The sequence below is a fragment of the Streptomyces sp. NPDC051020 genome (assembly GCF_040683105.1).
GTDB lineage: Bacteria > Actinomycetota > Actinomycetes > Streptomycetales > Streptomycetaceae > Streptomyces.
Genome location: NZ_JBFBCG010000036.1, coordinates 1 through 25,665 on the forward strand (window position 1 = coordinate 1; position 25,665 = coordinate 25,665).

28 protein-coding genes and 2 pseudogenes are annotated in these 25,665 nt (G+C 69.7%); 14 read left to right on the forward strand and 16 right to left on the reverse strand.

The window, feature by feature from the left end:
• From AB0N06_RS20550 to AB0N06_RS20560, 3 genes are all read right to left on the reverse strand, one after another.
• Positions 1-221, reverse strand: a 221-nt coding sequence (locus AB0N06_RS20550) for a DUF2637 domain-containing protein (RefSeq protein WP_366136112.1), incomplete at its 3' end; no start/stop codon positions are given.
• 200 nt (positions 222-421) lie between these two features.
• On the reverse strand, positions 422-1,291 hold the full coding sequence (locus AB0N06_RS20555; RefSeq protein ID WP_366136113.1) for a DUF3558 family protein: 870 nt from the start codon (positions 1,289-1,291) through the stop codon (positions 422-424).
• 152 nt (positions 1,292-1,443) lie between these two features.
• The gene (locus AB0N06_RS20560) at positions 1,444-2,220 is read right to left on the reverse strand and encodes a DUF3558 domain-containing protein (RefSeq protein ID WP_366136114.1); all 777 of its coding nucleotides are present in this window, start codon (positions 2,218-2,220) and stop codon (positions 1,444-1,446) included.
• Between the two features lie 169 nt (positions 2,221-2,389).
• Between AB0N06_RS20560 and AB0N06_RS20565 the strand changes: the two genes are divergently transcribed.
• On the forward strand, positions 2,390-3,583 hold the full coding sequence (locus AB0N06_RS20565) for an RtcB family protein (protein ID WP_366136115.1): 1,194 nt from the start codon (positions 2,390-2,392) through the stop codon (positions 3,581-3,583).
• A gap of 74 nt (positions 3,584-3,657) precedes the next feature.
• Here the strand turns inward: AB0N06_RS20565 and AB0N06_RS20570 are convergent, their stop codons facing one another.
• Positions 3,658-4,416: an SDR family NAD(P)-dependent oxidoreductase gene (locus AB0N06_RS20570; protein WP_366136116.1), complete on the reverse strand. Its 759-nt coding sequence runs from the start codon at positions 4,414-4,416 to the stop codon at positions 3,658-3,660.
• 282 nt (positions 4,417-4,698) lie between these two features.
• Entirely contained in the window at positions 4,699-5,034 is a 336-nt protein-coding gene (locus AB0N06_RS20575) for a YnfA family protein (RefSeq protein ID WP_366136117.1), read from the reverse strand.
• Positions 5,035-5,151: 117 nt separating this feature from the next.
• On the opposite strand from AB0N06_RS20575, the gene AB0N06_RS20580 reads away from it, so the two are divergent.
• Positions 5,152-5,676 carry a hypothetical protein gene (locus tag AB0N06_RS20580; protein WP_366136118.1) on the forward strand — a complete coding sequence of 175 codons (525 nt, stop codon included), beginning with the start codon at positions 5,152-5,154 and terminating at the stop codon, positions 5,674-5,676.
• Positions 5,677-5,812: 136 nt separating this feature from the next.
• Here the strand turns inward: AB0N06_RS20580 and AB0N06_RS20585 are convergent.
• Positions 5,813-5,884: pseudogene (locus AB0N06_RS20585) on the reverse strand (hypothetical protein); the annotation flags it as partial.
• Here AB0N06_RS20585 and AB0N06_RS20590 point away from each other — a divergent pair.
• Positions 5,855-6,127 (forward strand): annotated as a pseudogene (locus AB0N06_RS20590) (TetR/AcrR family transcriptional regulator); the annotation flags it as partial. The pseudogenes AB0N06_RS20585 and AB0N06_RS20590 sit on opposite strands and share 30 nt — an antisense overlap.
• 65 nt (positions 6,128-6,192) lie before the next feature.
• A complete protein-coding gene (locus AB0N06_RS20595) occupies positions 6,193-6,696 on the forward strand; it encodes a MarR family transcriptional regulator (protein ID WP_366136119.1) in 504 nt (167 codons plus the stop codon).
• A gap of 58 nt (positions 6,697-6,754) precedes the next feature.
• On the opposite strand, the gene AB0N06_RS20600 is transcribed toward AB0N06_RS20595, so the two are convergent.
• Positions 6,755-7,504 carry a Mut7-C RNAse domain-containing protein gene (locus AB0N06_RS20600; RefSeq protein WP_366136120.1) on the reverse strand — a complete coding sequence of 250 codons (750 nt, stop codon included), beginning with the start codon at positions 7,502-7,504 and terminating at the stop codon, positions 6,755-6,757.
• A 79-nt stretch (positions 7,505-7,583) separates the two neighbouring features.
• Positions 7,584-8,423, reverse strand: a complete 840-nt coding sequence (locus AB0N06_RS20605; RefSeq protein ID WP_366136121.1) for an NAD(P)H-binding protein — start codon at positions 8,421-8,423, stop codon at positions 7,584-7,586.
• 275 nt (positions 8,424-8,698) lie between these two features.
• On the opposite strand from AB0N06_RS20605, the gene AB0N06_RS20610 reads away from it, so the two are divergent.
• Positions 8,699-9,142 (forward strand): GNAT family N-acetyltransferase, encoded by a 444-nt coding sequence (locus AB0N06_RS20610; protein ID WP_366136122.1) that lies wholly within the window; start codon positions 8,699-8,701, stop codon positions 9,140-9,142.
• Here the strand turns inward: AB0N06_RS20610 and AB0N06_RS20615 are convergent.
• Together AB0N06_RS20615 and AB0N06_RS20620 are read right to left on the reverse strand one after the other, a co-directional pair.
• Positions 9,111-9,701 carry a GNAT family N-acetyltransferase gene (locus tag AB0N06_RS20615; RefSeq protein ID WP_366136123.1) on the reverse strand — a complete coding sequence of 197 codons (591 nt, stop codon included), beginning with the start codon at positions 9,699-9,701 and terminating at the stop codon, positions 9,111-9,113. The two genes, AB0N06_RS20610 and AB0N06_RS20615, sit on opposite strands and share 32 nt — an antisense overlap.
• A gap of 29 nt (positions 9,702-9,730) precedes the next feature.
• Positions 9,731-10,537: a helix-turn-helix domain-containing protein gene (locus tag AB0N06_RS20620; protein ID WP_366136124.1), complete on the reverse strand. Its 807-nt coding sequence runs from the start codon at positions 10,535-10,537 to the stop codon at positions 9,731-9,733.
• Positions 10,538-10,625: 88 nt separating this feature from the next.
• Here AB0N06_RS20620 and AB0N06_RS20625 point away from each other — a divergent pair, with 88 nt between their 5' ends.
• Entirely contained in the window at positions 10,626-11,198 is a 573-nt protein-coding gene (locus tag AB0N06_RS20625) for a TIGR03086 family metal-binding protein (protein ID WP_366136125.1), read from the forward strand.
• Here AB0N06_RS20625 and AB0N06_RS20630 read toward each other — a convergent pair.
• Entirely contained in the window at positions 11,131-11,493 is a 363-nt protein-coding gene (locus AB0N06_RS20630; RefSeq protein WP_366136126.1) for a hypothetical protein, read from the reverse strand. The two genes, AB0N06_RS20625 and AB0N06_RS20630, sit on opposite strands and share 68 nt — an antisense overlap.
• A 236-nt stretch (positions 11,494-11,729) precedes the next feature.
• Positions 11,730-12,311: a hypothetical protein gene (locus AB0N06_RS20635; RefSeq protein WP_366136127.1), complete on the reverse strand. Its 582-nt coding sequence runs from the start codon at positions 12,309-12,311 to the stop codon at positions 11,730-11,732.
• A gap of 139 nt (positions 12,312-12,450) precedes the next feature.
• On the opposite strand from AB0N06_RS20635, the gene hemL reads away from it, so the two are divergent.
• The 8 genes from hemL to AB0N06_RS20675 all read left to right on the forward strand — a co-directional run bounded on the left by hemL (position 12,451) and on the right by AB0N06_RS20675 (position 20,872).
• Positions 12,451-13,758 carry a glutamate-1-semialdehyde 2,1-aminomutase gene (hemL, locus tag AB0N06_RS20640; RefSeq protein WP_366136128.1) on the forward strand — a complete coding sequence of 436 codons (1,308 nt, stop codon included), beginning with the start codon at positions 12,451-12,453 and terminating at the stop codon, positions 13,756-13,758.
• The gene (locus tag AB0N06_RS20645) at positions 13,755-14,468 is read left to right on the forward strand and encodes a histidine phosphatase family protein (RefSeq protein ID WP_366136129.1); all 714 of its coding nucleotides are present in this window, start codon (positions 13,755-13,757) and stop codon (positions 14,466-14,468) included. The genes hemL and AB0N06_RS20645 overlap by 4 nt, the downstream gene beginning before the upstream one ends.
• Before the next feature lie 209 nt (positions 14,469-14,677).
• On the forward strand, positions 14,678-15,928 hold the full coding sequence (locus AB0N06_RS20650) for a hypothetical protein (RefSeq protein ID WP_366136130.1): 1,251 nt from the start codon (positions 14,678-14,680) through the stop codon (positions 15,926-15,928).
• Positions 15,929-15,995: 67 nt separating this feature from the next.
• Positions 15,996-16,607 carry a TlpA disulfide reductase family protein gene (locus AB0N06_RS20655; RefSeq protein ID WP_366136131.1) on the forward strand — a complete coding sequence of 204 codons (612 nt, stop codon included), beginning with the start codon at positions 15,996-15,998 and terminating at the stop codon, positions 16,605-16,607.
• A gap of 46 nt (positions 16,608-16,653) precedes the next feature.
• Complete coding sequence (locus AB0N06_RS20660) at positions 16,654-17,376, forward strand: cytochrome c biogenesis protein CcdA (RefSeq protein ID WP_366136176.1); 723 nt, start codon at positions 16,654-16,656, stop codon at positions 17,374-17,376.
• A 5-nt stretch (positions 17,377-17,381) separates the two neighbouring features.
• Positions 17,382-19,196 (forward strand): cytochrome c biogenesis protein ResB, encoded by a 1,815-nt coding sequence (locus tag AB0N06_RS20665; protein WP_366136132.1) that lies wholly within the window; start codon positions 17,382-17,384, stop codon positions 19,194-19,196.
• Positions 19,193-20,281, forward strand: a complete 1,089-nt coding sequence (ccsB, locus tag AB0N06_RS20670) for a c-type cytochrome biogenesis protein CcsB (protein ID WP_366136133.1) — start codon at positions 19,193-19,195, stop codon at positions 20,279-20,281. Before AB0N06_RS20665 ends, ccsB begins: the two co-directional genes overlap by 4 nt.
• Positions 20,282-20,332: 51 nt before the next feature.
• Positions 20,333-20,872, forward strand: a complete 540-nt coding sequence (locus AB0N06_RS20675; protein WP_366136134.1) for an SRPBCC domain-containing protein — start codon at positions 20,333-20,335, stop codon at positions 20,870-20,872.
• Here AB0N06_RS20675 and AB0N06_RS20680 read toward each other — a convergent pair.
• The 4 genes from AB0N06_RS20680 to AB0N06_RS20695 form a co-directional block, all read right to left on the reverse strand.
• Positions 20,839-22,404 (reverse strand): hypothetical protein, encoded by a 1,566-nt coding sequence (locus AB0N06_RS20680; RefSeq protein WP_366136135.1) that lies wholly within the window; start codon positions 22,402-22,404, stop codon positions 20,839-20,841. The two genes, AB0N06_RS20675 and AB0N06_RS20680, sit on opposite strands and share 34 nt — an antisense overlap.
• Complete coding sequence (locus AB0N06_RS20685; RefSeq protein ID WP_366136136.1) at positions 22,397-24,523, reverse strand: hypothetical protein; 2,127 nt, start codon at positions 24,521-24,523, stop codon at positions 22,397-22,399. Before AB0N06_RS20685 ends, AB0N06_RS20680 begins: the two co-directional genes overlap by 8 nt.
• A gap of 92 nt (positions 24,524-24,615) precedes the next feature.
• Positions 24,616-25,059, reverse strand: coding sequence for a nucleoside deaminase (locus tag AB0N06_RS20690; protein ID WP_366136137.1), 444 nt, complete (start codon positions 25,057-25,059; stop codon positions 24,616-24,618).
• Between the two features lie 175 nt (positions 25,060-25,234).
• The gene (locus AB0N06_RS20695; protein WP_366136138.1) at positions 25,235-25,639 is read right to left on the reverse strand and encodes a PLD nuclease N-terminal domain-containing protein; all 405 of its coding nucleotides are present in this window, start codon (positions 25,637-25,639) and stop codon (positions 25,235-25,237) included.
• Positions 25,640-25,665 lie beyond the last annotated feature (26 nt).

Here is a 25,665-nt window from a genome sequence, read left to right on the forward strand (position 1 = left end):
CGCATCCAGGTCAGCAGCAGGTCCAGCGCCAGCAGTACGCAGATGCCCGCGTCGATGCCGATCGGGAAGACCAGGGCGAAGTTCCCGAAGCCCTTCTCTTCTGCGAGCGCGCGCACCGCGGCGTACGAGCCCGCGAAGCCGATCGCGGCGATGACTGCCGCGCCGGCGACCACGACCCCGATGAGTATTCGGTGCGTGCGTGTCAGCTGAATCGCGGCCACCCGCGATCCCCTCTCTGTGTTCCCGACTTCGACTCCTGGCGGGCACAGCCTGGCACATGCCCGTGGGGTGCGGTGCGCGGGGAGGGGCGAAGCCCGGCTCTCGGGGGAGATGCCGGGCTTCGTGAAACTGCTTCTGCGCAGGGTTGTTGGGGTACCTGCCGTGGGCCTCGCGGGAAGGCCCGGCGGGCGGTGGTGCGGTGTTACGACGTGTGCGACGCGGGCTTCGTCGACTTGGGGGAGCTCGCCGACCGTGTCGACTTCGGGGACGACCCGGACTTCGCGGACGCCGCGGACTTCGTCGCCGTCGGAGACTTCGACGCGCTCGTGGACGGGCTCGACTTCTTTTCGTTGGCATGGGCGACCGCCGTGACGGTCTCCTTGGCGGCCTTCTCGGCGCCCTTCAGGATGTCGTCGCCGGACGGCGTCGTCGCGCCCGCGTAACCCGCGCCGTTGTAGGTCAGGGTGATGACGACGTTCCCCGTACGGGCCACGACCGTCGCGTACTTGAAGTCCTCTTTTGTCTTGGTGAGGTCGTACGTGACCACGGTGGCCTGGTCGCCGATACCGCTGACGGGGGCTTCGACGGCCTTCTTGGCGCCCTCGGCCGCCTTGGTCTTGGCGACCTGGTTCGCGAGGTCCTCCTGGGCGCGCTTGGCGCCGCTGCCGAGCGCCTGGTCCGATTCGAAGCGGGTGAAGCCGACGTCGAGCCAGCGGTACTGCGAGCCCTTGACGCCGTTGTCGTCGAGGCCGTTCCAGGAACAGCCGGCGCGCGCCGAGGTGTCGCTGGACCGGGCCGGCGCACCGGCCTTGCTCTTGGCCTTGGGCACCAGCGAGGTGATCGTCTTCGCGGTGATCGCGTCGCACGGGTCGGGCAACTCGGCGAACTTCGCCGGCTCGACCGTCGCCTCCGTCTTCTGTGCGCTCGGCTTCTGTGCGCTCGATGCGGAGGCGGAGGGCGAGTCCGACTTCTCCTTGCTGTCGGAGTCCGACGAGCAGCCGGCGACGACGAGCATCACCGGAACGGCGGCGCAGGCGAGTATGCGGGTGAGTCGCGGGGCTGATCGGTGCATGGTTCCTTCACTCGGGTGGCGCGACGGGCGGGTGGCATGGTGTTTGGCGGGTGTTCCGGAGGGCCACCGTACGACGGACGGCGGCCGGATGCCGCCTCGGCCGGACGCTCCGCCGACCGGCGCGGTGCGGGTCGGGGGCGCCCGGCGTCGGGCTATTCGCTGAACTTGTCGACCAGCTTCCGGGCCAGTGCCTGGGCCTTCTCCTGCAGTTCTTTGCTGTCCGGGACCTGGCTCGCGAAGGCGGGCTGCTCGGTGTACCGGACGGTCACGATGACGTTCGATGTGCGGAATACCACGCTCACCGTGCGGTGTTGTGCGCTGGATCCTGCCCGAGTGAGCAGATCGTCCAGAAATGCGGCATCTCCGAGGTCGTCGAGGGTGCGTGGGCGGAGGTCCTCGGAGCCCGCGCCCGCGGCGCCGCCGCTGTCCTGTGCCGAGCCGGAGGGGGAGTCCGACGGTGAGGCCGTCACCTTCTCCGCGTCGCTGGGGGCGAAGGTGCCGGACGGCAGGTGGGCCGCGGTCTCCTTCTTCCCGTACACCTCGCGGGCGCGGTCCTCGTCGCTCACCGAGGTGTCGTACGAGACGACCCGCTCGAAGTCGAGCACGATGGAACGGGACGACGCCGCAGCCTCCGACTTCCACTGGCAGCCGACCCGGCGGTCGGTGTCATAGGTGACGGAAGCCGTGCCCGTGAATGCCTTCTCCTGCTGGTTCTCCGGCAGTTCGGCGATGCCTGGAAGCAGGTCCTTCAGCGTGGATCGCGTGATGGAGCGACAGGGATCGGGAACCGTACGGTACTTGCCCGCCGGAGCGGCGGAGGTGCTCGGGCTGCCGGGTTTGCTGTCGGTGGCGGGGCCTTCGGTACCGGTGCCACCGGTGCAGCCGGCGGTCAGCACTCCGAGGAGTGCGACGCCGGGTACGTACGCCATTCGTCGCACGATCCGGGCTCCCTTCGAGCGAAAAGAAGTTGCCGCTCGGTGGCGGCTGGTGGACACAATGTGTATCGCACGCGCCGCTGTGATTGCCGGTCGGCCGACTCTTTTGCCGACCTTGGCACCGGATTTGCGCTTTCAGACTTTTCGGGGGAATCGAGGAACTATGTCGTACGTAGAGGTGCCGGGGGCGAAGGTTCCCATCCGCATGTGGGCCGACCCGGCTTCGGTCGAGGACGGTGCGATGCAGCAGCTGCGGAATGTTGCCACGCTGCCCTGGATCAAGGGGCTGGCCGTCATGCCCGACGTGCACTACGGCAAGGGTGCGACCGTTGGTTCGGTGATCGCGATGAGTGGTGCGGTCTGTCCGGCGGCGGTGGGAGTGGACATCGGGTGCGGCATGTCCGCGGTGAAGACCTCCCTGACGGCCAATGACCTTCCGGGCGACCTGTCGCGGCTTCGGTCGAAGATCGAGCAGGCCATTCCGGTGGGCCGGGGTATGCATGGCGACGTCGTGGACCCCGGCCGGCTGCACGGTTTCCCGGCCGCGGGCTGGGACGACTTCTGGGGGCGCTTCGACGGGATTGCGGATGCGGTCAAATTCCGTCATGAACGTGCCACCAAGCAGATGGGAACGCTTGGATCGGGAAACCACTTCATCGAGTTCTGCCTCGACGAGGCGGGTTCGGTGTGGCTGATGCTGCACTCCGGGTCCCGGAACATCGGCAAGGAGCTCGCCGAGTACCACATCGGGGTGGCACAGAAGCTGCCGCACAACCAGGGTCTGATCGACCGTGACCTGGCGGTCTTCATCGCGGACACCCCGCAGATGGCGGCGTACCGGAACGACCTGTTCTGGGCCCAGGAGTACGCGAAGCACAACCGCGCGGTCATGATGGGGCTCTTCCAGAACGTCGTCCGCAAGGAGTTCAAGAAGGCCCGGGTCACCTTTGAACCGGTCATCTCCTGCCACCACAACTATGTGTCGGAGGAGCGGTACGAGGGCTTGGATCTGCTGGTCACCCGTAAGGGGGCGATCCGTGCCGGTTCGGGCGATTTCGGCATCATTCCGGGGTCGATGGGCACCGGCTCGTACATCGTGAAGGGGCTCGGGAACGCGAAGTCGTTCAATTCGGCCTCGCACGGGGCCGGCCGGAAGATGAGCCGCAACGCGGCCAAGCGGCGCTTCTCGACGCGGGACCTGGAGGAGCAGACACGGGGTGTGGAGTGCCGTAAGGACTCCGGCGTCGTGGACGAGATCCCGGGTGCGTACAAGCCGATCGAGCAGGTCATCGAGCGGCAGCGGGACCTGGTGGAGGTCGTCGCGAAGCTGAAGCAGGTGGTGTGCGTGAAGGGCTGAGCGCCCGTGACGCCGCTACGAAGACGAGCCCCGGACCCTGTGGTGGTGGTCCGGGGCTCATGTGTCGGTCGGTCTCAGAGCGTGCGGTGGACCTTGGTGTTGGACGCCTGGGCGCGGGGGCGGACCACCAGGAGGTCGATGTTGACGTGGCTGGGGCGGGTCACGGCCCAGGTGATCGTGTCGGCCACGTCGTCGGCGGTGAGGGGGGCGTCGACGCCGGCGTAGACCTTGGCGGCCTTCTCGGTGTCGCCGCGGAAGCGGGTGGCGGCGAACTCCTCCGTCTTGACCATGCCGGGGGCGACCTCGATGACGCGGACCGGGGTGCCGACGATCTCCAGGCGGAGGGTTTCGGCGAGGACGTGTTCGCCGTGCTTGGCGGCCACGTAGCCACCGCCGCCCTCGTACGTGGACAGGCCCGCCGTCGAGGAAAGGATCACGATCGTGCCGTCGCCGCCCGCGGTGAGGGCGGGGAGCAGGGCCTGGGTGACGTTGAGCGTGCCGATGACGTTCGTCTCGTACATCTGGCGCCAGTCGGCCGGGTCGCCGGTGGCGATCGGGTCCGCGCCGAGCGCGCCGCCCGCGTTGTTGACGAGGACGGCGAGAGAGCGGAAGGCGGTGGCGAAAGCGTCGACCGCCTCGCGGTCCGTGACGTCCAGGGCGTACGCCGTGGCCTCGTGGCCCGCCTCGTTGATCTCGGCGGCGAGCGCCTCGATGCGGTCCTTGCGGCGGGCGGTCAGGACGACGCGGTAGCCGGCGGCGGCGAGCTGCCGGGCGGTCGCGGCACCGATGCCGCTGCTCGCTCCGGTGATGACGGCGATGGGGGTGGCGGCCATGCGGACTCGACTCCTCGGACAGCTGATCGGTACGGGGTCAGGATAGGCAGGCGGCGCGAGGTCCCGTTCGGCGGCCGCGCTGTACGCGGCGTCCGTCGGCCGCGTTTCCCGAGGCGTCGGGGGCGAGAGGAGCGGTGCCGCCGGAGTCCGCCCGTTGTCGGCGTCGTCGGCGGTCGGCGCCCGATCGGTGGGGCTGCCGACTCGGTGGGCTGTCGGCGTGGTCGGTGGTCGGTGGTCGGTGGTCGGTGGTCGGTGTCGGCGTGGCAGGTGGAGTGCTGCTTCTCAGTGGTTCCGGGGCGCGTACATGATCACGGCCATGCCGGCCAGGCAGATCAGCGCGCCGGTGACGTCCCAGCGGTCGGGGCGGTAGCCGTCGGCGACCATGCCCCAGGCGATCGAACCCGCGACGAAGACACCGCCGTACGCGGCGAGGATGCGGCCGAACTCGCCGTCCGGCTGCAGCGTGGCGACGAAGCCGTACACACCCAGGGCGATGACTCCGGCGCCGATCCAGATCCAGCCCCGGTGTTCCCGCGCGCCCTGCCAGACGAGCCAGGCGCCGCCGATCTCGAACAGCGCGGCAACGGCGAAGAGTGCGACAGAGCGGGCGACGACCATGGGAGCAGCGTGTCATGCGGGGTGGGTGGGTTCGAACGGGTGGGGCAAGCGGGTGGAGTGGAGTGCGGAACAGGTGTGTAAATACGGATAATTCGTGGCGATCGGTATCTTCGGGGCATGGTAGTCACGCGTAAGGCTCGGCTGGCGGTCTCCGCCGCGGTGGCGATGGCGGCAACAGTGTCGACAGCGGCATGGGGGGCAGGGCAGGCGGTCGCGACGGGGCCCGTGCCCGCGCCGGTGGACCGGCGGGTGGCGCGGGAGGCGGACGTCTCGCACCACGGGCATGTCTCGCTGTGGGGCAGGGGGCTCGGGATCTGGCTGCACAGCGAGAACCACGGCCCGTCGAATCTGGCGAGTGTGACCGTACGGTTCCGCTTCTCGGTGCCCCTCAGTGGCCGGCAGGAGATGCCGGTCGAGTGTCTGCAGGCGAGCGCCCGATCCGTACTGTGCCGGACAGGTCCGCTCAGGGCGGACGGGTGGGCGGGCCGTCAGCTCGCGCTCGAGCTGCAGCTCGCGGGACGGCCGAACGAGGTGGTCGTACGGATCGACACCGTCTGGAACGGGGGTGCGACCGACCGGAACCCCGGCAACAACCGGCATGAGGTGCTGGCGCCCGCCACCGATGACGAGTACGTCTTCTGAGCCCCTGGTGGCGCGAGGGGCCGGCGCGGTGGACGCGTGACGTGCGCGGTGCGACCGACCGGTGGTCATCGGGCGAGAGCGGTCTGCAGCGCCGCCGGGTCGGGCCGGTCGCTCGCCAGGCGACATAGCCGTCGGGGCGGACGAGCAGCGTGGTCGCACGGTCGCTCGTCCAGTGGGAACGGGTCTGCTCAGGGTCGGTGTCACCCATGACGCGGGGGCCGAGCGCATGCGGGCCGTCTTTGCGGAACAGCTCGGTCCGGTGGCTGCCGGTGTCTGTCCGGTCCCCGCCGAGGCCCCGCGCCGCGCGGCGCTCGTCGCGTCCCAGATCCTGGGGATGGCGCTCGCCCGCTACGTCCTGCGCATCGCGCCCGCTGTCTCGATGCCTCGTGATCAGGTGATCGCCTGGCTCGCTCCCACCGTCCAGCGCTATCTGACCGCCGAGCAGCCGTAGTGGGTGCGGTGGTCGGGGCCCGTGGGGATGACGCAGGGGCAGTGTCTGCTTCGTACACTCTCTGCATGCCGCAGAAGTCCCCGGTCCGGCGCAGTGCTCTGCTGGCCGAGCTGTCCACCGAGTCGCGCCGCTACCTGGCCGCGTACGCCCTGTTCAATCAGGCCGTCGCCGACCATCTGCGGATCCACCCCACCGATCTGCAGTGCCTCAACCTGCTCGGCCTCGAAGCGGAACCCGTCACCATCGGACGTATCGCGGAGCTGACCGGGCTCACCACCGGGTCGGCGACCCGGCTCGTCGACCGGCTGGAACGGGCCGGCTACGTGACACGCGAGCGCGACACGGCGGACCGACGGCGGGTGCTCGTCGCGACCGTGCCGGAGCGGATGGCGGAGTTCGGCGCGGTCTGGGAGAGGCTGAGTGGGGACTGGGCGGCGATGTTCGAGGCGTACGACGACGACGAGGTGGCACTCCTCATCGCTCATATGCGGCGGACGGTCGAGCTCGGTGCGGGCCAGATCGCGCGGCTGCGGAGCGGGGAGTTCGATGCGGCACACGGCGGGTCGTAGGGCGATTCGTCAGGTGTGCCGTGCGGACGGTGTCCGGCCCGCACCCCGCCGGACAGCCCTACAGGACCGGACCGGCCTGATCCCGGGCGCCGAACTCGAGCACCGCGTCGGCGACGATGGTCTCCAGGTGGGAGTGGTGGGCGCCGCGCCAGTAGACCCGGCCGCACTCCGTGCACTGCGCGAAGACGTCATACGACTGCTGTGTGCCGTGCTCCAGCTGCTCCCGGACGGATTCCTTGTCCGCGTCGGTCAGCGGCCCGTTGCAGGCCGTGCACCGGGTCCACGGGGCCAGCTCCGGTGCGAACCGCTCCAGCACGTCCCGCAGCTGATCGTCCGGACGGTCGCTGTAGATGTACGCCCCCGCCCAGATCTCCCGTCGCCGCAGCAGTCCCCGGTCCCGGGAGAGAAGTACCCGCTGCTCCTTCGCCGACAGGGCGGCCAGCGCCGGGTCGCCGAGGTCCTCGCTCTCGTACGCGGCGTCGACGCCCAGCAGTCGCAGCCGCCGGGCGAGCGTGCCGAGGTGGACATCGAGCAGGAAGCGCAGCGGCGCGCCCTCGACGCGCTGGGGGCGCGCCACCGCGCGCACCTCCACCAGTTCGCCCGCGCCCGGGATGTGCGAGACGGGGACGGGGTGGCCGTCCACGAGCAGTTGGCCGGCCTCGGTGAGCGGGACGCCGAGCGATTCCACGACATGGCCGAGCGTCGATGCGCCGTCGGTGGTCACTGACGTGCGTCCGTTGCGGCGTTCATGGGCAACGAAGAGCCGCAGTTCAGGGTCGACTTCGAGGTGGATCTCCGGTCCGTTCACTTCGTCAGCATGCCACCGGGCGGTCTGCGCGAGCCAGGGAATTCATGGGCGAGGGGCAGCCGGAGGCGGGTGGTCCGGCTCAGGCGCGGAACGCGTCGGCGTGCTCCTCGGCCCAGGCGGCGAACGTACGGGCCGGGTGGCCGGTCAGCTTCTCGGTCTCGCCGGTCACCTCGGCCGGTGAACCGTCCGTGGATGCCCAGTAATCGAGGAGTCCCTCGGCGACCGCCTCGGGGACGTACGGGACCACGGACTTCTTCCAGGCTGATCGGCTCACGGTGTCGACCGTGACGTGGCGCCCCGAAGCCGCCGCCAGCAGGCCGATCTGTTCGGCGGCTGTGAGTGATTCGGGGCCGGTCAGGTGGTACGCCGAGCCCTGCAGCCGGTGCTCGGTGAGGACTGCGAGGGCGGCCTCGGCGATGTCCGCCTCATGGATCGGGCTGGTGTGGCTGCGCGGGTAGGGCAGGTCCACGACGCCGTGACTCCGCACCGCCGCGGACCACTGGTACGCGTTGGCCGCGAAGGCGCCCGGGCGCAGGAAGGTCGTGGTGAGCGGTGAGGCGGCGAGCGCCTGCTCGACCGTGTGGTGGGGGCGGGCGATCGGGTTCTCCCGTGCGTCCGGGCCGAGTACCGAGCTGGAGGAGAGCAGCACGATGTGCCGGACTCCGGCTGCCTCCGCTCGGGTGAGGAACGAGTCGATCCCGGCCGGTTCGGCGTACAGGAAGACGGAGCCGACGCCGTCCAGTGCGGGGGCGAAGGTGGCGGGATCGGTGAGATCGCATGCCGTGGCCGGCACTCCGGCGGGCGGGTCGAGCCGGGCGGGGTCACGGGAGGCGGCGCGTACGGCGTGGCCGTCGCGGTGCAGGAGCGAAACGAGTGCGGAACCGACGCGGCCGCGGCTTCCGGTGACGAGAGTGAGCATGGCGAGGTGAGCTCCTTGATGTCGTTATGTGCGTAACGCATAAGCTGCGTCGCGCAGGTAAATATCCATGAGGAGGGCCCGGCCGTCAAACGTTTTGGACGGGCCCGAGGGTCACCCCGGGCTGAGGGCTGCCGGTTACGGCACGACGCGGTAGTGCGTGGTGATGCGGCCACCCGCGCCCGGGTTGCCCTCGTCCCGGACATGGAAGGCGACCCCGGGCGGCGCCCCCGGATCGATCAGTCCTTCGCAAGCCCCCGGGGCACTACAGTTCCCGCATGAAGATCACCGACCTCGAACCCGGCGACCCCCGACTGATCACGGACCTTCTTCCCGTGCTGCGCGAACTGCGTCCGCATCTGACGGAGGACCTCTTCCGCGAGGTGTACGACAAGGGGTACCCGCAGGGGCTCCGCTTCACCGCCGTCCACGACGGCGACGGCGCATGCGTGGGCGCGGCCGGATGGCGGATCATCGACAACACCAGCCAGATCCGCAAGCTGTACGTCGACGATCTGGTCACCGCCGAGCACGCCCGGTCCACCGGTGTCGGCCACCGGCTCCTGGGGTATCTGGAGCAGCGTGCCCGGGAGGCCGGCTGCCTGGACCTGAGTCTGGACTCGGGCACGCATCGCACCGATGCCCACCGCTTCTATCTGCGGGAGCGGCTGGACATCGTCGCGTTCAGCTTCAACAAGCCTCTGGCCCGGAATTCGGACTGATCCCGGGGCCGGAACCGAGCTCCGGGGTGAGGTCCAGTCGCCAGTCGTTCGTCAGCAGCGCATGGCCGGGCGGGTACTCGAAGTCGCACTCGCCGATCAGGATGAAACCCGCCCTGCGGCACACCGCGTTCGACGGGCCGTTGTCGACGGACGGGTAGGCGTGCAGATAGCGGTGCTTGCGTTCGGCCCGCGCCTGCTCGACGACGGCCCTGGTCGCGGCCGTGGCGATGCCCTGCCCCTGGTGGCCGGCGAGGACGGCCCACCCCGTCTCGTACACCTCCTGGCCCTGCCAGGTGCGCTCCCAGAAACCGATCGTCCCCACGGCCTCGCCCCCGCTTCCGTCGGCCAGGGTGATCCGGAACATCCTGCCCCGGCCCGTCCGGTCCGCGCTCAGCTCCACATAGCGTCCGTGGCGCACCATGAGCTGCTCCTCCGACTCGGGACCGCCCAGATGATCCATCAGTTCCGGCGCGTTGACCCGGCGCAGGAGCCCCAGGTCGTCGTCCGACCAGGGCTCGATGCGCACGGGAGACGCCGATGGTGGGGGAGTGTGCTCCATGCGGCAACAGTAGGACGCGGCACCGACAGTCAGCGCCGGGCGAGTGCCGTCGGCGGCACTCCGAGCGTCGTCGTGAAGTCCCTGACCAGGTGCGCCTGGTCGCTGTAACCGAGTTCCGCCGCGAGCGTGGCCCAGTCCACCTCGGGGTCGGTCTCGGCGCGTTCCAGCGCCTCGTGGATGCGGTAGCGCAGGATGACCCACTTGGGGCCGACGCCCACATAGGTGGCGAAGAGCCGCTGCAGCGACCGTGCCGACAGCCCTTCGATGCGGGCGAGTTCGTCGACGCGGCGGATCGTACGGTCCGTGCGGACGCGCTCGACCAGCGCCGTCGCGCGCTCGGCCTGCAGGTCGGGTTCCGGGGCGAGCGCCAGCAGGTACGCGTCCAGCGCCGCGACCCGAGCGTCCTCCTCGGCCGGGTCCAGCACGGCCGTCACGGGCGCGGGTACGGCGAGGGCCTCGTCCGCCATGAGCCTTCGGCCCGACCACCGCGACACCGGGTGGTCCGGTGCGAACGGCCGGAAGCCGCCCGGCCGGAACTTCACCCCGCAGACCCGTCCCCGGCCCTCCAGCTTCTGGCTGAAGAGCTGGAGCCCGATGCCCGCGACCTCCGCGAAGGCGGGCTCGTCGGTGCTCTCGTGGTGCTGGAAGACGAGGTTGACCGAAGGGTGCGGCACCACGTGCGAGGTGTACGGCTCCGGCAGGTCCCAGTCGATCAGCCAGTAGAACGCCACCTGCGTCCGCAGCCCGGGAGCGGGCTCGCGGCGGCGGAAATGCACGTGCGAGAAGAGTTCGTGGGCGTCGACGATGCCCCGGTTGTCGCGTCGAGGACCTGACATGACAGCGATCCTATGATGCACAACAGTTCGAATCATCCGTGTCGCGTTTCTTCAAGACGAGGGCGATTGCCGGATGCACGGTTGAAGCATGAAGAAGATCAGTGAATTGCTGGACGTGGCCGCGGAGCGGGCGATTCCTGTGGTGCGCGGGATCGACGACGGCCAACTGGACGACCCCACGCCATGCACGGAGTACGACGTGCGGGCCCTGGTCGACCATCTCTTCCAGGTGGTCGTCAACTTCCAGGCCCTGGCGGCCAGGGAGGAGCCGGACTTCGGCGCGAAGCCGACCGCGGTCACCGGCGACTGGCGCAGCCGCTTCGGCGAGGAGACGGCCAAGCTCGTTGCGGCGTGGGGCGCGCCGGGTGCGGACGAGGGGACCGCGGGTTCCATGGGGTTCCCCGCCAGAACCGTCGCGCAGATGGTGCTGGGCGATCTGACCGTGCACGCATGGGACCTGGCGCGCGCCACCGGGCAGGAATTCGTTCCGGACGAGGCCGTGGTGAGCGAACTGGGGCCCGGTGTCGCCGACATGGCTCCGAACGCGCGGAAGGCGAAGGTGTACGGCGAACCCTTCCCCGTACCGGACAGCGCTAGCCCTTTTGAGCGGATGCTGGGTACGACCGGCCGCGACCCGGGCTGGCAGTCGCCCCGAGCGTGACCCCGGGGACGCCCGGGGCGCTTGTGGAGCCGATGGTTTCCGCCGACGTCGGCCGCTGCGCGGCCAGTTCCGGCGCTCCCGCGGCGCCGTAGAGCGCACCGAGCGTCGCGTACGCCTCGTCGACGATCTCCCTCGCCGCCTCGGTCATCTCGCGCTCGGCGAGGCGGGCCGCCTGATGGGTGTACGGCGACGGCGGCGCCGGGTGCCGGCGCCGCCACCAGCTCTCGCAGCCTGCGTAGATCCCGCCGGCGAAGACCAGCAGGGGGATGGACAGGGCCAGCAGCGTGTCACCCATGGCAGGCCTCCTCGATATCGAGCCCCGTACGCGACCGCGTGGGCTGTAGGGGGCATCGGCATGCCGGGCAGGCCGGCTGAAGATCAATCTTCGGTCAATGAATGGCCGGATGCGGGCGTCAACCGGACACCCTCCGGTTGTCCGGAGTCCACACGCGCAGGGCACCCCCGTCCCTGGACACCGTGTACCAGGTGCCGTCGCCGAGCGCCGTGGGCGCGCCGCAGACCGGCCCCGGCTCAGGGCCAGACCAGGCAGTACGCCTGATGCCCCGCGTCATGCAGACGATGGCTGAAATCCTGCCACTCGTGCAGCAGTTGGTAGACGTTGAACGCGTCGCGCGGGCCGCCGCGGTCCGGGACCGTGGACCAGATGAAGGCCGCGGCGCCGACCGATTCCTCGCCGACTCCGCGCAGCGGGTCGACGACCGTCATGGGGAGTTTGACGACGGCGTAGTCGGGGTGCAGGACGACCAGTTCCAGCGGGGGAACCCTGTGCAGGGGTATGCCCTGGATTCCGGTGAGGACCATGGCCGCCACCGTCTCCGGTTTGATCTTGGTGAACATGCCGCCCATGCCCAGCTCGTCGCCGCCGAGCTCCTCGGGGCGCATGGAAATGGGCACCCGTGCGGCTGTGGCCCCGTCGGGGGCCCCGAAGTACTTGTACGTCACCCCCACCCGGCCACCACTCCCGCTTCCGGACTGCGCACCGCCGGCCTGTATGCCCTGCCGGCGCTCGGCCTCACGCCGGTGCCGACCCCGGCGGGCAGGCTCGGGCCCCAGGTCGCCGGTCCCTTCGCCCACTTCGCCACCGCGATGCATATCTCATCCATCCGACTACTACTGAGGAGGCAAAGCCCCCCGCCGCGCAACCCGATCATCGTGCCAGTGACCTCCCCCGCGCGCTTGGTGTGAAACACCTGTCCGCAAGATCGCCGGAGGCTCTGACACCATGGCTTGTGTGAGCTTTCCCTATGACGCCCCAGTTTCGCAGACGCTTTTCGACCGCGCGTCCCTCGTGACGCCCGGCGGCGTGAACTCTCCGGTACGCGCCTTCCGGGCCGTGGGCGGTACGCCCCGCTTCATGGTGTCCGGCACCGGTCCGTACCTCACCGATGCCGACGGCCGTGAGTACGTCGACCTCGTGTGCTCGTGGGGGCCGATGATCCTCGGCCACTCCCACCCCGAGGTCATCGCCGCAGTCCAGGAGGCTGTCGCCCGCGGCACCTCGTTCGGTACGCCCGGTGAGGGCGAGGTCGCGCTCGCCGAGGAGATCGCGGCCCGGATCGAGCCGGTGGAGCAGGTGCGGCTGGTGTCCTCCGGCACCGAGGCGACCATGTCCGCGATCCGGCTGGCCCGCGGGTTCACCGGCCGGGCGAAGGTCGTGAAGTTCGCCGGCTGCTATCACGGGCACGTCGACGCGCTGCTTGCCGCCGCCGGGTCCGGGGTCGCGACCTTCGGCCTGCCGGACACCCCGGGCGTCACCGGCGCGCAGGCCGGCGACACGATCGTGCTGCCGTACAACGACCTGGAGGCCGTGCGGGCCGCGTTCGCCGCGCACCCCGGTGAGATCGCCTGTGTGATCACCGAGGCCTCGCCCGGCAACATGGGCGTGGTGCCGCCGCTGGACGGTTTCAACGCCGGGCTCAAGGAGCTCTGCGCCGAGGGCGGTGCGCTGTACATCTCCGACGAGGTCATGACCGGATTCCGTACGTCGAAGGCCGGCTGGTTCGGCGTCGACGGCGTGCGGCCCGACCTGATGACCTTCGGCAAGGTCATGGGCGGGGGCTTCCCGGCCGCGGCCTTCGGCGGGCGCGCCGACGTGATGGCGCACCTCGCCCCGGTCGGCCCCGTCTACCAGGCGGGCACCCTCTCCGGGAACCCGATCGCCACCGCTGCCGGTCTCGCCCAGCTGCGGCTGCTCGACGACGCGGCGTACGCGAAGGTCGACGCGGTCTCCGCGGAGATCCGGTCCCTGGTGAGCGAGGCGTTCACCAAGGAGGGCGTCGCGCACACGGTGTCCGCGGCGAGCAACATGTTCTCCGTGTTCTTCACGGACCAGCCGGTGCGCAACTACGAGGACGCCAAGAAGCAGGAAGCTTTCCGCTTCACCGCCTTCTTCCACTCGATGCTGTCGCAGGGCGTCTATCTGCCGCCGTCCGCGTTCGAGTCCTGGTTCGTCTCCACCGCCCACGACACGCAGGCCGTCGAGCGGATCGCCGCCGCCCTGCCCGCCGCAGCCCGCGCTGCCTCGGAGGCCACCTCATGAGCGAGACCAGCAGTACCAGCCGTGCAGACAGCGCACGTCAGGACATCACTGTCGTTCATCTGATGCGGCACGGGGAGGTGCACAACCCCGAGGGCGTGCTCTACGGACGCCGTCCCGGCTACCACCTCTCCGAGCTCGGCCGGCGGATGGCCGACCGGGTGGCCGAGCACCTGGAGAAGCGCGACATCACTCATGTCGTCGCCTCTCCGCTGGAGCGCGCCCAGGAGACGGCGACGCCGATCGCCAAGTCGCACGGCGTCGACCTGGCCACCGACGAGCGGCTGATCGAGGCGGCCAATGTCTTCGAGGGCAAGACCTTCGGAGTCGGCGACGGTGCGCTGCGCAAGCCGGACAACTGGAAGCACCTCACCAACCCCTTCCGCCCGTCCTGGGGCGAGCCGTACATCGATCAGGTCGTACGGATGATGGGCGCCCTCGACGCCGCGCGCGACGCGGCCCGTGGGCACGAGGCGGTCTGCGTCAGCCACCAGCTGCCGATCTGGATCGTCCGGAGCTTCGTCGAGCGACGACGGCTCTGGCACGACCCGCGCAAGCGGCAGTGCACGCTGGCCTCGCTGACCAGCTTCACGTACCAGGGCGACAAGATCGTCTCGGTCGGCTACACCGAGCCGGCCCGCGATCTGGTCCCTGCGCACCTGCTGGCCGGCGCGAAGCCGGTGAAGGGGAAGTCCAAGGCGTTCGGCGCGTAGCCGGGACTTCTCGACCCGCACGGGCCCCTGCCGATGTGTCGGCCGGGGCCCGTGGTGCGTTCGGGTCAGGAACAAGGCCACATCAGGAGTGGGGTCTGGGCACGCACAGAATGGTGTGTTAGTCAGCGGAACCCCCGCGTTGTTCCGCGCATCTAAGCCTTCGCCAGTTTGTATGCAGTTGGGTCGGAACGACCGCAGATGGGGACGCCATGCGCGACATCAGCCGAAGGAGCCTGCTCGGAGCCGGACTGGGGGGCGCGGCTGCCATCGGGATGGCGGGCTGCGGTTCCCGGCACTCTTCCGAACGGGGCCGGCCGGGACCCGGCCCCGGGGAGAGGACGGGCGGCAAGGCCGAGGGGGACGGTGCCGGGGAAGAGGACGTCCGCGAGATCGGGGACGGTTCCACCGCGGACACCGGGGAGCAGCCGAACCAGCCTTCCGCGCCGGTCCCGCTGGAACCCGGCCAGACACCACCGCAGTTCGTGATCTTTTCCTGGGACGGGGCGGGTGAAGTCGGCACCGGGCTCTTCCCGCGTTTTCTCGAACTCGCCAAGGAGCACGACGCGGCGATGACCTTCTTCCTCTCCGGGATCTACCTGCTGCCCGAGTCGAAGAAGTCCCTGTACCGGCCGCCGAACAACCGCATCGGCGCCTCCGACATCGGCTATCTCACCGATACCCACATCAAGGAGACGCTGGGCCACATACGCAGGGCCTGGCTCGACGGTCATGAGGTCGGCACGCACTTCAACGGGCATTTCTGCGCCGGTTCCGGATCGGTCGCCCACTGGACGTCCGCCCAGTGGCAGGACGAAATCGATCAGGCGGTCTCCTTCGTCACCGAATGGCGCACCAACACCGGCTGGACCGATCTCGACCCGCTGCCCTTCGACTACCGCAAGGAACTCGTGGGCGGCCGCACCCCCTGTCTGCTCGGCCAGAACAATCTGCTGCCCACCGCGCGCCGGCTGGGCTGGCGCTACGACGCGAGCTCGCCCGGCGGCACCCAGATCTGGCCCACGAAGCGCCAGGGCATATGGGATCTTCCGCTGCAGGGCATGCCGTTCCCCGGGCACACCTTCGAAGTGCTGTCGATGGACTACAACATCCTCGCGAACCAGTCACAGAACACCACCCGGGGAATGCCGTCGCGCTATCCGGAATGGCGCACCCAGGCCACTCGGTCGTACCTCGCCGCTTTCCACCGTGCGTACGGGTCGAATCGCGCACCCTTCTTCATCGGCAACCACTTCGAGGAGTGGAACGGCGGAATCTATATGGATGCGGTGGCAGAGACCCTCAAAAGGATCGCCGGGAAGCCGGATGTGCGGCTCGTCTCCTTCCGGCAGTTCGTCGACTGGCTCGACGTCCAGGATCCGGCCGTGCTCGCGAAGCTCCGCACGCTGGAGGTCGGCCAGTCGCCCGACGGTGGCTGGAACGCCTTCTTTAAACGGGCCTGACAACGGGCTTTACGGGCACCGAGGGGGGTGAGCAAGATCCCCGGAACAGCCATGCGAAACTTTTCACATGAGCTCTGGCCGCGCACCCCGACGCCGCTTCACCCTGCTCGCCGCCCCCGCAGCGGTCGCCGCACTGGCGCTGACCCTGACCGCCTGTGGCGGTGACGGCAACAAGGCCGGCGGTGGCGGCAATTCGCACTTCGTCACCGGTAGTGGCGGAATTTCCACCGTGGCCAAGGCGGACCGCCAGGACGCGCCGAAGCTCGACGGCACGACACTGGACGGCAAGCCCCTCGACGTCGCCGACTACAAGGGCAAGGTCGTCGTGCTGAACGTATGGGGCTCGTGGTGCGGCCCCTGCCGGCTGGAGGCCAAGCACTTCGCGAAGGTGTCGAAGGAGACCGCGAGCCAGGGCGTCCAGTTCATCGGGATCAACACCCGGGACGCCGAGAAGGGCCCGGCGGTGAACTTCGAGAAGGACAACAACATCACCTACCCGAGCTTCTTCGACCCGATCGGGAAGCTCATCCTGCGCTTCCCCAAGGGCACGCTGAACCCGCAGGCCATTCCTTCGACCGTGGTCATCGACCGGGACGGGAAGATCGCGGCCCGCACGCTCGTCGCCCTCGACGACGTCAAGCTCCACAAGATGATCGACCCGCTGATCGCGGAGAAGTGATTCCGTGCTCACCCTTGCCGCACTTCCGGGGCAGAACGAGACCGTGATGAACGGGGCGCTGATCGTCGCCCTGCCCATCGCCGTACTCGGCGGGCTCGTCTCGTTCTTCTCGCCATGTGTCCTGCCCCTCGTGCCCGGCTATCTCTCGTACGTCACCGGCGTCAGCGGCACTGATCTGGCGCAGGCCAGGCGAGGGCGCATGGTCGCGGGAGCCTCGCTCTTCGTGCTCGGCTTCACCGCCGTGTTCGTCTCCGGCGGCGCGCTCTTCGGCTTCTTCGGCCAGACGCTCCAGGCGCACAGCACCACGCTCTCCAAGATCCTCGGCGTGCTGATGATCCTGATGGGGATCTTCTTCATGGGCCTGATGCCGTGGATGACGCAGCGCGAATTCCGTATCCACAAGAGGCCGGTGACCGGGCTGGCGGGCGCACCGCTGCTGGGCGCCCTCTTCGGGATCGGCTGGACCCCGTGCCTCGGCCCGACGCTCAGCTCGGTGACATTCCTCGCGATGGACCAGGGCACCGCCGGACGCGGGGCGATACTGACCATCGCCTACTGCCTCGGGCTCGGTGTGCCCTTCGTGCTCGCCGCGGTCGCCTTCCGTAAGGCGCTCGGCGCGTTCGGCTGGGTCAAGCGCCACTACGCATGGGTCATGCGGATCGGCGGCGTCATGATGATCGCGACCGGGCTGCTCCTGCTGACCGGTGTGTGGGGCAGCCTGATGCAGGAATTGCAGGGCTGGTCCGACGGCTTCACGGTGGGGATCTGAGTTCCATGAGCAACACCAAGACCAACGCGGCCGAAGAGCGCGCGAACGAGCGCGAGCGTGAGAGCCGGCAGGAGCGGGAGAACGCGGCCGAGCTCGGCGCGGCCGGCTCGCAGCTCTCCACCGCCCCGCGCGAAGAGGCCTTGGCCTCGCTGCCCGCCATGGGCGTCATCGGCTGGGCGCGCTGGTTCTGGCGCCAGCTCACCTCGATGCGGGTCGCGCTGATCCTGCTCTTCCTGCTCTCGCTCGGCGCCATCCCCGGCTCGCTGATCCCGCAGAACAGCGTGGACGAGCTGAAGGTGCAGACCTTCAAGGAAGCCCACACCACCGTCACGCCGATCTACGAGAAGCTCCAGTTCTTCGACGTCTACAGCTCGGTGTGGTTCTCCGCGATCTACATCCTGCTGTTCATCTCCCTCATCGGCTGCATCGTGCCGCGCACCGGCCAGTTCATCGGCCAGCTGCGCAGCCGGCCGCCGGGCGCCCCCAAGCGGCTGACCCGGCTGCCCGCCTACACGACGTGGCGCACCGACACCGAACCCGAGCAGGTCCGCGAGGTAGCGCTCGCGATGATGCGCAAGCGGCGCTTCAGGGCGCACGTGGACGGCGATGCGGTCGCCGCGGAGAAGGGCTATCTGCGCGAGGCCGGGAACCTGATGTTCCATATCGCGCTGATCGTCATGCTGGTGGCCTTCGCCACCGGGCAGCTCTTCAAGTCCGAGGGCGGCAAGCTGATCGTCCAGGGCGACGGCTTCTCCAACACGCTGACGCAGTACGACGACTTCAAGTCCGGTTCGCTGTACGACCCCGACTCGCTCGCCCCGTTCAGCTTCACCCTCGACAAGTTCGTCGGCACGTACGAGCGCAGCGGCCCGCAGATCGGCACGCCCCGCACGTACGAGGCCCATGTCACGTACGCCGAGGGTGCGTACGGCAAGCCGAAGAAGGCGGTCGTCAAGGTCAACGAGCCGCTGGTGGTCGACGGCTCCAAGGTCTATCTGATCGGGCACGGCTACGCCCCGGTCGTCTCCGTCAAGGACGGCAGGGGCAAGGAGGTCTACAAGGCCGCCGTCCCGCTGCTGCCGATCGACTCGAACGTCACCTCGACCGGTGCGATCAAGGTGATGGACGGCTACAAGGACGGGGCCGGCAAGAGGGACCAGCTGGGCTTCCAGGCGTTCTTCGTGCCGACGTTCGCCGGCGAGGGCAAGGGGACGATGTTCTCCCAGTTCCCGGCCGCGGACTTCCCGGTGCTCGCGCTCAACGGGTACCACGGCAGCCTCGGTGTCGACTCCGGACTGCCGCAGAACGTGTACCAGCTGAACACCTCGAAGATGAAGGCGTTCAAGGACAGCAAGGGCGAGCAGCTGAAGCAGCGGCTGCTGCCCGGCGAGACCATGAAGCTGCCCGACGGCGCCGGGTCGATCACCTTCGAAGGCGTCGAGCAGTGGGCCAGCTTCCAGATCTCGCAGCAGCCCGCCAGCGGCTGGGCGCTCGCCGGAGCCATCGGGGCCATCGCCGGTCTGGCCGGATCGCTGTTCATCCAGCGGCGCCGGGTCTGGGTCCGGGCCGTACGGGGAGCGGACGGCGTCACCGTCGTGGAGATGGCGGGGCTGGGCCGCAGCGAGTCCGCGAAGCTGCCCGAGGAGCTGGCCGACCTCGCGGTCACGCTCAACGACCTGGCACCCACCGCGCCGGACGCGCCCGAAGCGCCGGACGCGTCCGATGAACCAGATGTGGCCGAAGAACCAGGCGTGGCCGCGGCGCCCACAGCGCCGGACGACGCATCCGCCGAAGCACTTTCCGAAGGGGCTGAGAAGTGAATCTCGCCGCCGCAACCAACGAGAATCTGGCACACACCAGCAATGTGCTGATCTATTCGTCGATGGCCGTCTACACCCTGGCCTTCTTCGCGCACATCGCGGAGTGGGTGTTCGGCAGCCGCAGCAAGGTCGGCCGCACCGCCGCCGCGCTGACCGGGGACGGGGCCGCCGCCTCCTCGGCGAAGATCCAGGTCCAGGTCGCGCAGAAGGGCGGCGCCACTGCCGTACTGGACCGGCCGAAGATCATCACGAGGTCCGCAGCCGGCTCGCGGGACGTCCCGGACGGCCCCGGTGCCGCCGGGGGCACGTTCAAGGGTGACCTGTACGGGCGGATCGCGGTCTCCCTGACCGTCGTCGCCTTCCTCGTCCAGGCCGGTGGTGTCATCGCCCGCGCGATGTCCGTGCAGCGTGCCCCCTGGGGCAACATGTACGAGTTCTCGATCACCTTCTCCACGGTGGCCGTCGCCGCGTACCTGATCCTGATGGCGTTGAAGAAGAACGTCCGCTGGATGGGCCTGCTGCTGGTCACCACCGTCCTGCTGGACCTCGGCATCGCGACCACCGTGCTGTACACCTCCAGCGACCAACTGGTGCCCGCACTGCACTCGTACTGGCTGTGGATCCACGTCTCCACCGCCATCATCTGCGGCGCCGTCTTCTACATCGGCGCGGTCGCCACGCTGCTCTACCTGTTCCGCGACAGCTACGAGAACAAGCTCGCGAACGGCACCGAGCCCGGCTCCTTCGCCCAGTCCGTGCTGTCCCGGCTGCCCGCCGCGGCGACCCTCGACAAGTTCTCGTACCGCATCAACGCCGCCGTCTTCCCGCTCTGGACGTTCACGATCATCGCGGGCGCGATCTGGGCGGGCGACGCCTGGGGCCGCTACTGGGGCTGGGACCCCAAGGAAGTCTGGTCCTTCATCACCTGGGTCGCGTACGCCTGCTACCTGCACGCCCGCGCCACCGCGGGCTGGAAGGGCCGCAAGGCCGCCTACCTGGCGCTGATCGCGTTCGGCTGCTGGCTCTTCAACTACTACGGCGTGAACATCTTCGTCACCGGCAAGCACTCCTACGCCGGCGTCTGACCGTTCCCGCGTACGGGTGCGGAACGCGCCCCACCGGGCCACGCTGGAACCATGACCGACGCACTCCCCGTGATCGAACGTGGTACCGCCGAGACCCACGGTGACCGTCACCTCCTGCGGTTCGTGCTCCGGCTGCCCCACCCCGTCCCACGGGTGTGGGCAGCCGTTGCCAGTTCCGAGGGGCTGCGGGGCTGGCTCGCCGCCGCCGACCCGTTCGAGCCACGCATCGGCGGGGCGATCACACTGCGCTGGCTCAACACCGACCCGGACGGGAACGCCACGGTCGCCTCCGGCACCGTCACCGCCTGGGACGTCGAGCGCGTCGCCGAGTACACCCTCGAAGGGGTGCACGGCCGGATCCGCTTCCACCTGGAGCCGCCGCGCGGCGACCACGTGCTCCTGCGCTTCAGCAACGAGTTCCACGGCGACGACGCGCTGCGGCTGGACTGCCTCGCGGGCTGGCACAACCACTTCGAGTACCTGGTGGACACCCTGGACGGGCACCCCGTCGACTGGTCACGGTGGACGCTGACCCGATGGCGGGAACTTCGCGAGAGCTACGGTGCGGAGGACGGCGGCAAGCAGTTCTGAGCCGGGGGCTTCCCCTCCGGCCAGGCGATCGCCACGAACCGCTGGGAGTCGGCCCCGGGCGCCAGTTCCACCACCGGCACCGCCTTGTTGTACGGGTTGCCGTGGTTGTCCAGACAGATCCAGCCGCTGGCCCCCGACACCCGCAGCGACGCCTTGACCCGAGGCCACTGCTCACCCACGTCCGCCGGCTGCGGCAGCCGTTTGCGGTCCGGAGTGGCCTGCCGGATGGCGTGCACGGCCGTCGCCATCGCGTCGTGCGCGATGATCAACTGGCCGTCGGTCAGATCGGCGTCACCGGTCGGGCCGATCGGACCCACCGGTTTCTTCCCCACCACCTCCAGCAGATGCAGGAAGCTCTGGTAGTCCGCCGTTGAGCCGCCCGTCCGCACCGTCGACCCGCCCTTCCCCGCCGCCCAGGCGTCCGGGTGCGCGAGCGACGCGTACCGCACCGTCACCTTGCGGCGCAGCGCACCGCGGTCGAGCTTCTTGTCGCCGCCGAGATACGAACCCTCGTCACCGGTGAGCACGGTGAACGCCCGGTTCTGGCAGCCGCGGTCCCCGAGCGCGTTGATGAACTGCCGCAGCTGGGTATGGCGTCCGGCGAAGAACACCGTCTCCGCGTTCGTGTCGCAGATCAGATGCGTGATCTGCTGGAACGTGTTGGCCGTGGTCCCTTCGTCGGTCGGGTCCTTCGGCGAGGTGAACAACTGCGGCTCGTACCGGGTGCCCCTCACCCGCGTGGCGAATGCCGCCCTCAGCGTGTCGGTGTAGTTGTCGCCGGTACGGGTGTCCTGCACCAGCAGCGCCTTGTCGGCCTCCACCTTGCCGAACTGGGCCAGCGCGCGTGCCTCGTCCCGGTTGGTGGGGGAGACCCGGGCAAGCCCCGGGAACGGGTCGCCCTTCGGGCCGTTCGCGATGTCGTCCGCGGTGATCGTGGTGCCGACGACCGCGATGTGCGCCGCGGTCAGCTCCTTGAGCGCCGACTTCACCGCCGCACTGCTGGTGGCGACCCCCGAGACGGCCCGCAGCCGGTCCGGGGCGCCCGTCATCGTCTTCAGACGGTCCACCGCCGGGCGCCAGAACAGGTTGTTCTTCCCGGTATTGGCGAGCACCAGACGGATCTTCGGCACCTGCTCGTTCGACAGACGATTGGCCCGGTACTGCGCGGCGAAGGCGCCCTGCAGCTCCCGCCGCATCTTCGTACCCGTCGAGTCGTCCGTCGCCGTCAGCGGCAGCAGCAGCGCGACTGTCACGTACTTGCCCGGCTTCAGCCCGGCGTTCTCCCGCCCGATCGCCGCCGCGACATCGGTCAGCTTCGCCCTCCCGAAGTCGTAACCGGAGCCGGAGACACCGATGCACTCGTCACTGCCCTGCGGGCGCTCCACACCCGGCACGCACTGCCGGTTCTCCGAGGCGGTGATCCAGCGGATGCCGTACCACCCCGACGTGATCACCAACGCCCCGGTCAGCACCGTCGTGACGGCCTTCTGCCGGTTCGTGTACCAGACGCGATAACGCAACGGATTACGCATACGAGCCACCGTCCCCCTGGGTCCGTCCTGATCCGTGCACAGGGGCCGGCGGCCCCGGCGGCATGGACAGCGGCCGCCACGCCCTGATGTCCTGCGGCCAGTGCGTCGCCGCGTCCCACAGCACGCTGTTGCCCGTCGGGTGTCTCCCGGACAGCTGCCGCAGCTCGAACGCCATCTTCTCGGTCACCTCGTCGTCCGGCAGCGCCAGCGGATCGGAGAGCAGCCACACCGCGTGGAGCAGCCGGCGAAGCTGCAACTGCAGCTGGGCCGCCCGCTCGTCGAGCCCGGCGAGCCCCGTCTCCTCGTCCGGCAGCGAGCCCACCGCCTCCCGGCCCAAAGCGACCGCCCGCCGCGGATCGGCATCGCCGCCGCCCAGCGGGCGCGGATACGGCGCCGAGGCGATGAACCGCAGCGCATCCAGCCAGCGCACCACGTCCCCCAGCTCGAACTGCACCCGCAGATGCGTCACACACGCCCCCACCCCGCCCAGCACCAATTCCTGGTGCAGCCGGTGCGGGACGCTGGGGAAGCTGCCGCCGGGCACATACGCCCCGCGCAGCGACTCGTGCACCGCCCGCCACATCGCGTAATGCGGATGGTCGCCGTCCTGGAACCGCAGCCAGTGCAGCAGCAGCGAACGCAGCAGCGGATCGGCGACGAAGTGGTCGGGACCGACCTGCCAGTCCTCCGCCCGCAGCAGATCCCGTACGAGCAACGCCACATCGCCGTCCATCGGGACGCCGCGCAGCCGGGTCCTGGCCAGCAGCCGTGCCGACTCCTCCCCGTGCGCGGCCGCCAGCACACTCAGTACGTCCGGACGCTGCCCCGGCAGCAGCTGCCGCAGCAGCTCGTCCGCCACCCGCACCGGCGGCCGGTCCTCGCGCAGCTCCACCGTGCAGTCGAACAGGGCCCCCGGCACCAGCGTCGCCGGTTCGCGTGCCTCGCCCGCCGCCTGCGCGAACAGCGCCACCCCCAGCGGCCGACCGCCCGTCAGCCGGTGCACCCCGCGGGCCAGCCCGGCCGGGGTGCGGCCCGCAGGGTCGAACCGGTCGAACGCGGCCTGCACATGCGAGGCGTTCAGCGGGGTGAGGCCCACCGCGAGGATCCCGGACGTCACCTCCGTGGACCGCGCCCAGTGGCTGGCGTGCGCCACCTCCGGCAGCCGGCGCCGCACCGCATGGCTCAGCCCCTCGTGGTCCCGGACCCGGGAGGAGGCGAACACGGCGATGTGATCACGGCCCCCGGCGGCGCGCCGCCGCAGCACCGGCTCGACCAGCTGCCGCCCCAGCACCGTGTGCGCATTGTCGAGCAGCAGCACCGGGCGCCCCCGGCGGGCGCCCCGCGCCCTACCCCGGTACGCCCGGACCAGGTCCTCGACCAGCGCCAGCACCAGATGGTCCTCGGCGCGGCGACGCAGATCGCCGCCGCGCTCGAAGTCGACGGCCAGCTGCCGCAGCCCGATCCGGCCGTTGCCGCCCGCCTGCGGATAGGTCCCGTACCAGTCGGCCGAGCGCCGCTGGATGCGGCTGAACGTCTCCTCCAGCACCGTCTCCACGGTCGCCTCCGCCAGCAGCCCGGCCATCGGGACCAGGGAGTCGAGCGTGGTCGCGGCCAGCTTCGTCAGCACCTTGGTGACCCAGCCGGTCCACGCGTCCCCCTTGGAGTGGACGGTGGCCAGCACCGGGCCGAGCGACTGGAGATCGCGCTGCGCCCGGGTCTCGTCCTCCCGGGTCCACGAGATGGAGGCGACCGCGACCAGGCCGAGGCTCAGCCGCGGGAACTGCACCGAGGGCGCGGCCCGCACCCGGGCCCCGAACTGGGCGACGAGACCGGGCAGCGCACCGATGACGGGTGTCCAGGCGGGACCGGGATCCTCGGGCGGGGTGACGGCCTCGCAATCGGTCAGGGCGACCGGGGTGATCTCCCGGTACACATGCCGTAACTGCTTGAGCACCGCGGTCTTGCCCATGCCGCGCCCGCCGGTCAGCACGACGACGGGCGGATCGTCGCGGTGCTCGTACGCGGTCCTGGCGGAGCCGTAGGGGGTGAGACCTGTCAGACGCGCCGCAAGTCCGTCGTTGCCGAAGATCGCCTCACGTCCGTACAGTTCTCTGTCCACAGCACCCCCAGTGCCGACGCCCATCCGAACTGTCACATCGTCAACACCAGGATATCGGCGGTGTGTTGGAGAGGGGTGAGGATTTTCGAACGCTATTCGGTACCGATGTCCTCGTGCCAGAGGTCGGGGTGGTCGCGGATGAACTCCCGCATCAGGGCGGTGCATTCGGGGTCGTCGAGCAGTACGACCTGGACGCCGTGCTCGGCCAGCCAGTCGTGGCCGCCGTGGAAGGTGGCGGCCTCGCCGATGACCAGCCGGGAGATGCCGAACTGGCGGATCAGGCCGCTGCAGTACCAGCAGGGCGAGAGCGTGGTGACCATGGTCGTACCGCGGTACGAACGCTGCCGGCCGGCCGCGCGGAAGGCGGCGGTCTCCGCGTGCGTGGACGGATCTCCGTCCTGGACACGGCGGTTGTGACCCCGGCCGAGGAGCGTGCCGTCCGCGGCGTAGAGGGCCGCGCCGATCGGGATGCCGCCCTCGGCGAGACCGGCGCGGGCCTCCGCGAGGGCGGTGGCGAGCATGGTCCTGTCGTTCATGCGCGTCTCTCCTGGTGGTCGGTACGCGGGGAACAGCGCCCCGGGGGGCGCTGTTCCCGGACCGCCGCTCCATGCGCGTGGTGCACGCGGCCCTCGAAGCGCCCCGCAGGAGCGGACAGTGCCGCTGCCCCTGCTCGAACGGCCGGGGCAGCTGCTGTATCCGTGCGTCTTTGCGCTACGAGGCGGGCGGAGCGGACTCCTCGGGACCGGCCCCGCTCTCCCGGCGCTTGAGCTCCTCCTCGCGGCGGCGCAGATCCGCCTCCCAGTTCTTGAGGAGCGACTCGTCCTTCTTGTTCTCTTCCTTCAGCGTCCTCAGGAAATCCGGATTGTCGTCCGGCGCCACCCACTCGTGGCGGCGATTGCGGTGCCATTCGGAGGGCGTCCGGCCTCCGGCGGGCACCTGGCGCAGCTTGCCGGCGGCCAGCCACACGATCGGGCCGACGATCCAGAAGAGCAGGATGATGAAGACCCAGGCGATCTTCGGCAGGTGCTTGGCCTCGTCCTCCGGGGTGTTCAGACAGTCGATGAACGCGTAGATCGTCAGCGCCAGAGGCAGGAGATAGATCAAGGCCCGGAACATGGTGGAAGGGTCCCCCCACAAAGAGA

Coding starts and splice junctions, on each gene's coding strand:
- AB0N06_RS20695 (WP_366136138.1), bottom strand. CDS start 25,639: ATGTTCCGGGCCTTGATCTATCTCCTGCCTCTGGCGCTGACGATCTAC.
- AB0N06_RS20630 (WP_366136126.1), bottom strand. CDS start 11,493: ATGGGTGACACGCTGCTGGCCCTGTCCATCCCCCTGCTGGTCTTCGCC.
- AB0N06_RS20615 (WP_366136123.1), bottom strand. CDS start 9,701: ATGGAGCACACTCCCCCACCATCGGCGTCTCCCGTGCGCATCGAGCCC.
- AB0N06_RS20560 (WP_366136114.1), bottom strand. CDS start 2,220: ATGGCGTACGTACCCGGCGTCGCACTCCTCGGAGTGCTGACCGCCGGC.
- AB0N06_RS20605 (WP_366136121.1), bottom strand. CDS start 8,423: ATGCTCACTCTCGTCACCGGAAGCCGCGGCCGCGTCGGTTCCGCACTC.
- AB0N06_RS20690 (WP_366136137.1), bottom strand. CDS start 25,059: ATGAACGACAGGACCATGCTCGCCACCGCCCTCGCGGAGGCCCGCGCC.
- AB0N06_RS20625 (WP_366136125.1), top strand. CDS start 10,626: ATGAAGAAGATCAGTGAATTGCTGGACGTGGCCGCGGAGCGGGCGATT.
- AB0N06_RS20570 (WP_366136116.1), bottom strand. CDS start 4,416: ATGGCCGCCACCCCCATCGCCGTCATCACCGGAGCGAGCAGCGGCATC.
- AB0N06_RS20610 (WP_366136122.1), top strand. CDS start 8,699: ATGAAGATCACCGACCTCGAACCCGGCGACCCCCGACTGATCACGGAC.
- AB0N06_RS20555 (WP_366136113.1), bottom strand. CDS start 1,291: ATGCACCGATCAGCCCCGCGACTCACCCGCATACTCGCCTGCGCCGCC.
- AB0N06_RS20655 (WP_366136131.1), top strand. CDS start 15,996: ATGAGCTCTGGCCGCGCACCCCGACGCCGCTTCACCCTGCTCGCCGCC.
- AB0N06_RS20575 (WP_366136117.1), bottom strand. CDS start 5,034: ATGGTCGTCGCCCGCTCTGTCGCACTCTTCGCCGTTGCCGCGCTGTTC.
- AB0N06_RS20675 (WP_366136134.1), top strand. CDS start 20,333: ATGACCGACGCACTCCCCGTGATCGAACGTGGTACCGCCGAGACCCAC.
- AB0N06_RS20620 (WP_366136124.1), bottom strand. CDS start 10,537: ATGTCAGGTCCTCGACGCGACAACCGGGGCATCGTCGACGCCCACGAA.
- AB0N06_RS20660 (WP_366136176.1), top strand. CDS start 16,654: ATGAACGGGGCGCTGATCGTCGCCCTGCCCATCGCCGTACTCGGCGGG.
- AB0N06_RS20580 (WP_366136118.1), top strand. CDS start 5,152: ATGGTAGTCACGCGTAAGGCTCGGCTGGCGGTCTCCGCCGCGGTGGCG.
- AB0N06_RS20650 (WP_366136130.1), top strand. CDS start 14,678: ATGCGCGACATCAGCCGAAGGAGCCTGCTCGGAGCCGGACTGGGGGGC.
- AB0N06_RS20645 (WP_366136129.1), top strand. CDS start 13,755: ATGAGCGAGACCAGCAGTACCAGCCGTGCAGACAGCGCACGTCAGGAC.
- AB0N06_RS20595 (WP_366136119.1), top strand. CDS start 6,193: ATGCCGCAGAAGTCCCCGGTCCGGCGCAGTGCTCTGCTGGCCGAGCTG.
- AB0N06_RS20665 (WP_366136132.1), top strand. CDS start 17,382: ATGAGCAACACCAAGACCAACGCGGCCGAAGAGCGCGCGAACGAGCGC.
- AB0N06_RS20680 (WP_366136135.1), bottom strand. CDS start 22,404: ATGCGTAATCCGTTGCGTTATCGCGTCTGGTACACGAACCGGCAGAAG.
- AB0N06_RS20635 (WP_366136127.1), bottom strand. CDS start 12,311: ATGCATCGCGGTGGCGAAGTGGGCGAAGGGACCGGCGACCTGGGGCCC.
- AB0N06_RS20565 (WP_366136115.1), top strand. CDS start 2,390: ATGTCGTACGTAGAGGTGCCGGGGGCGAAGGTTCCCATCCGCATGTGG.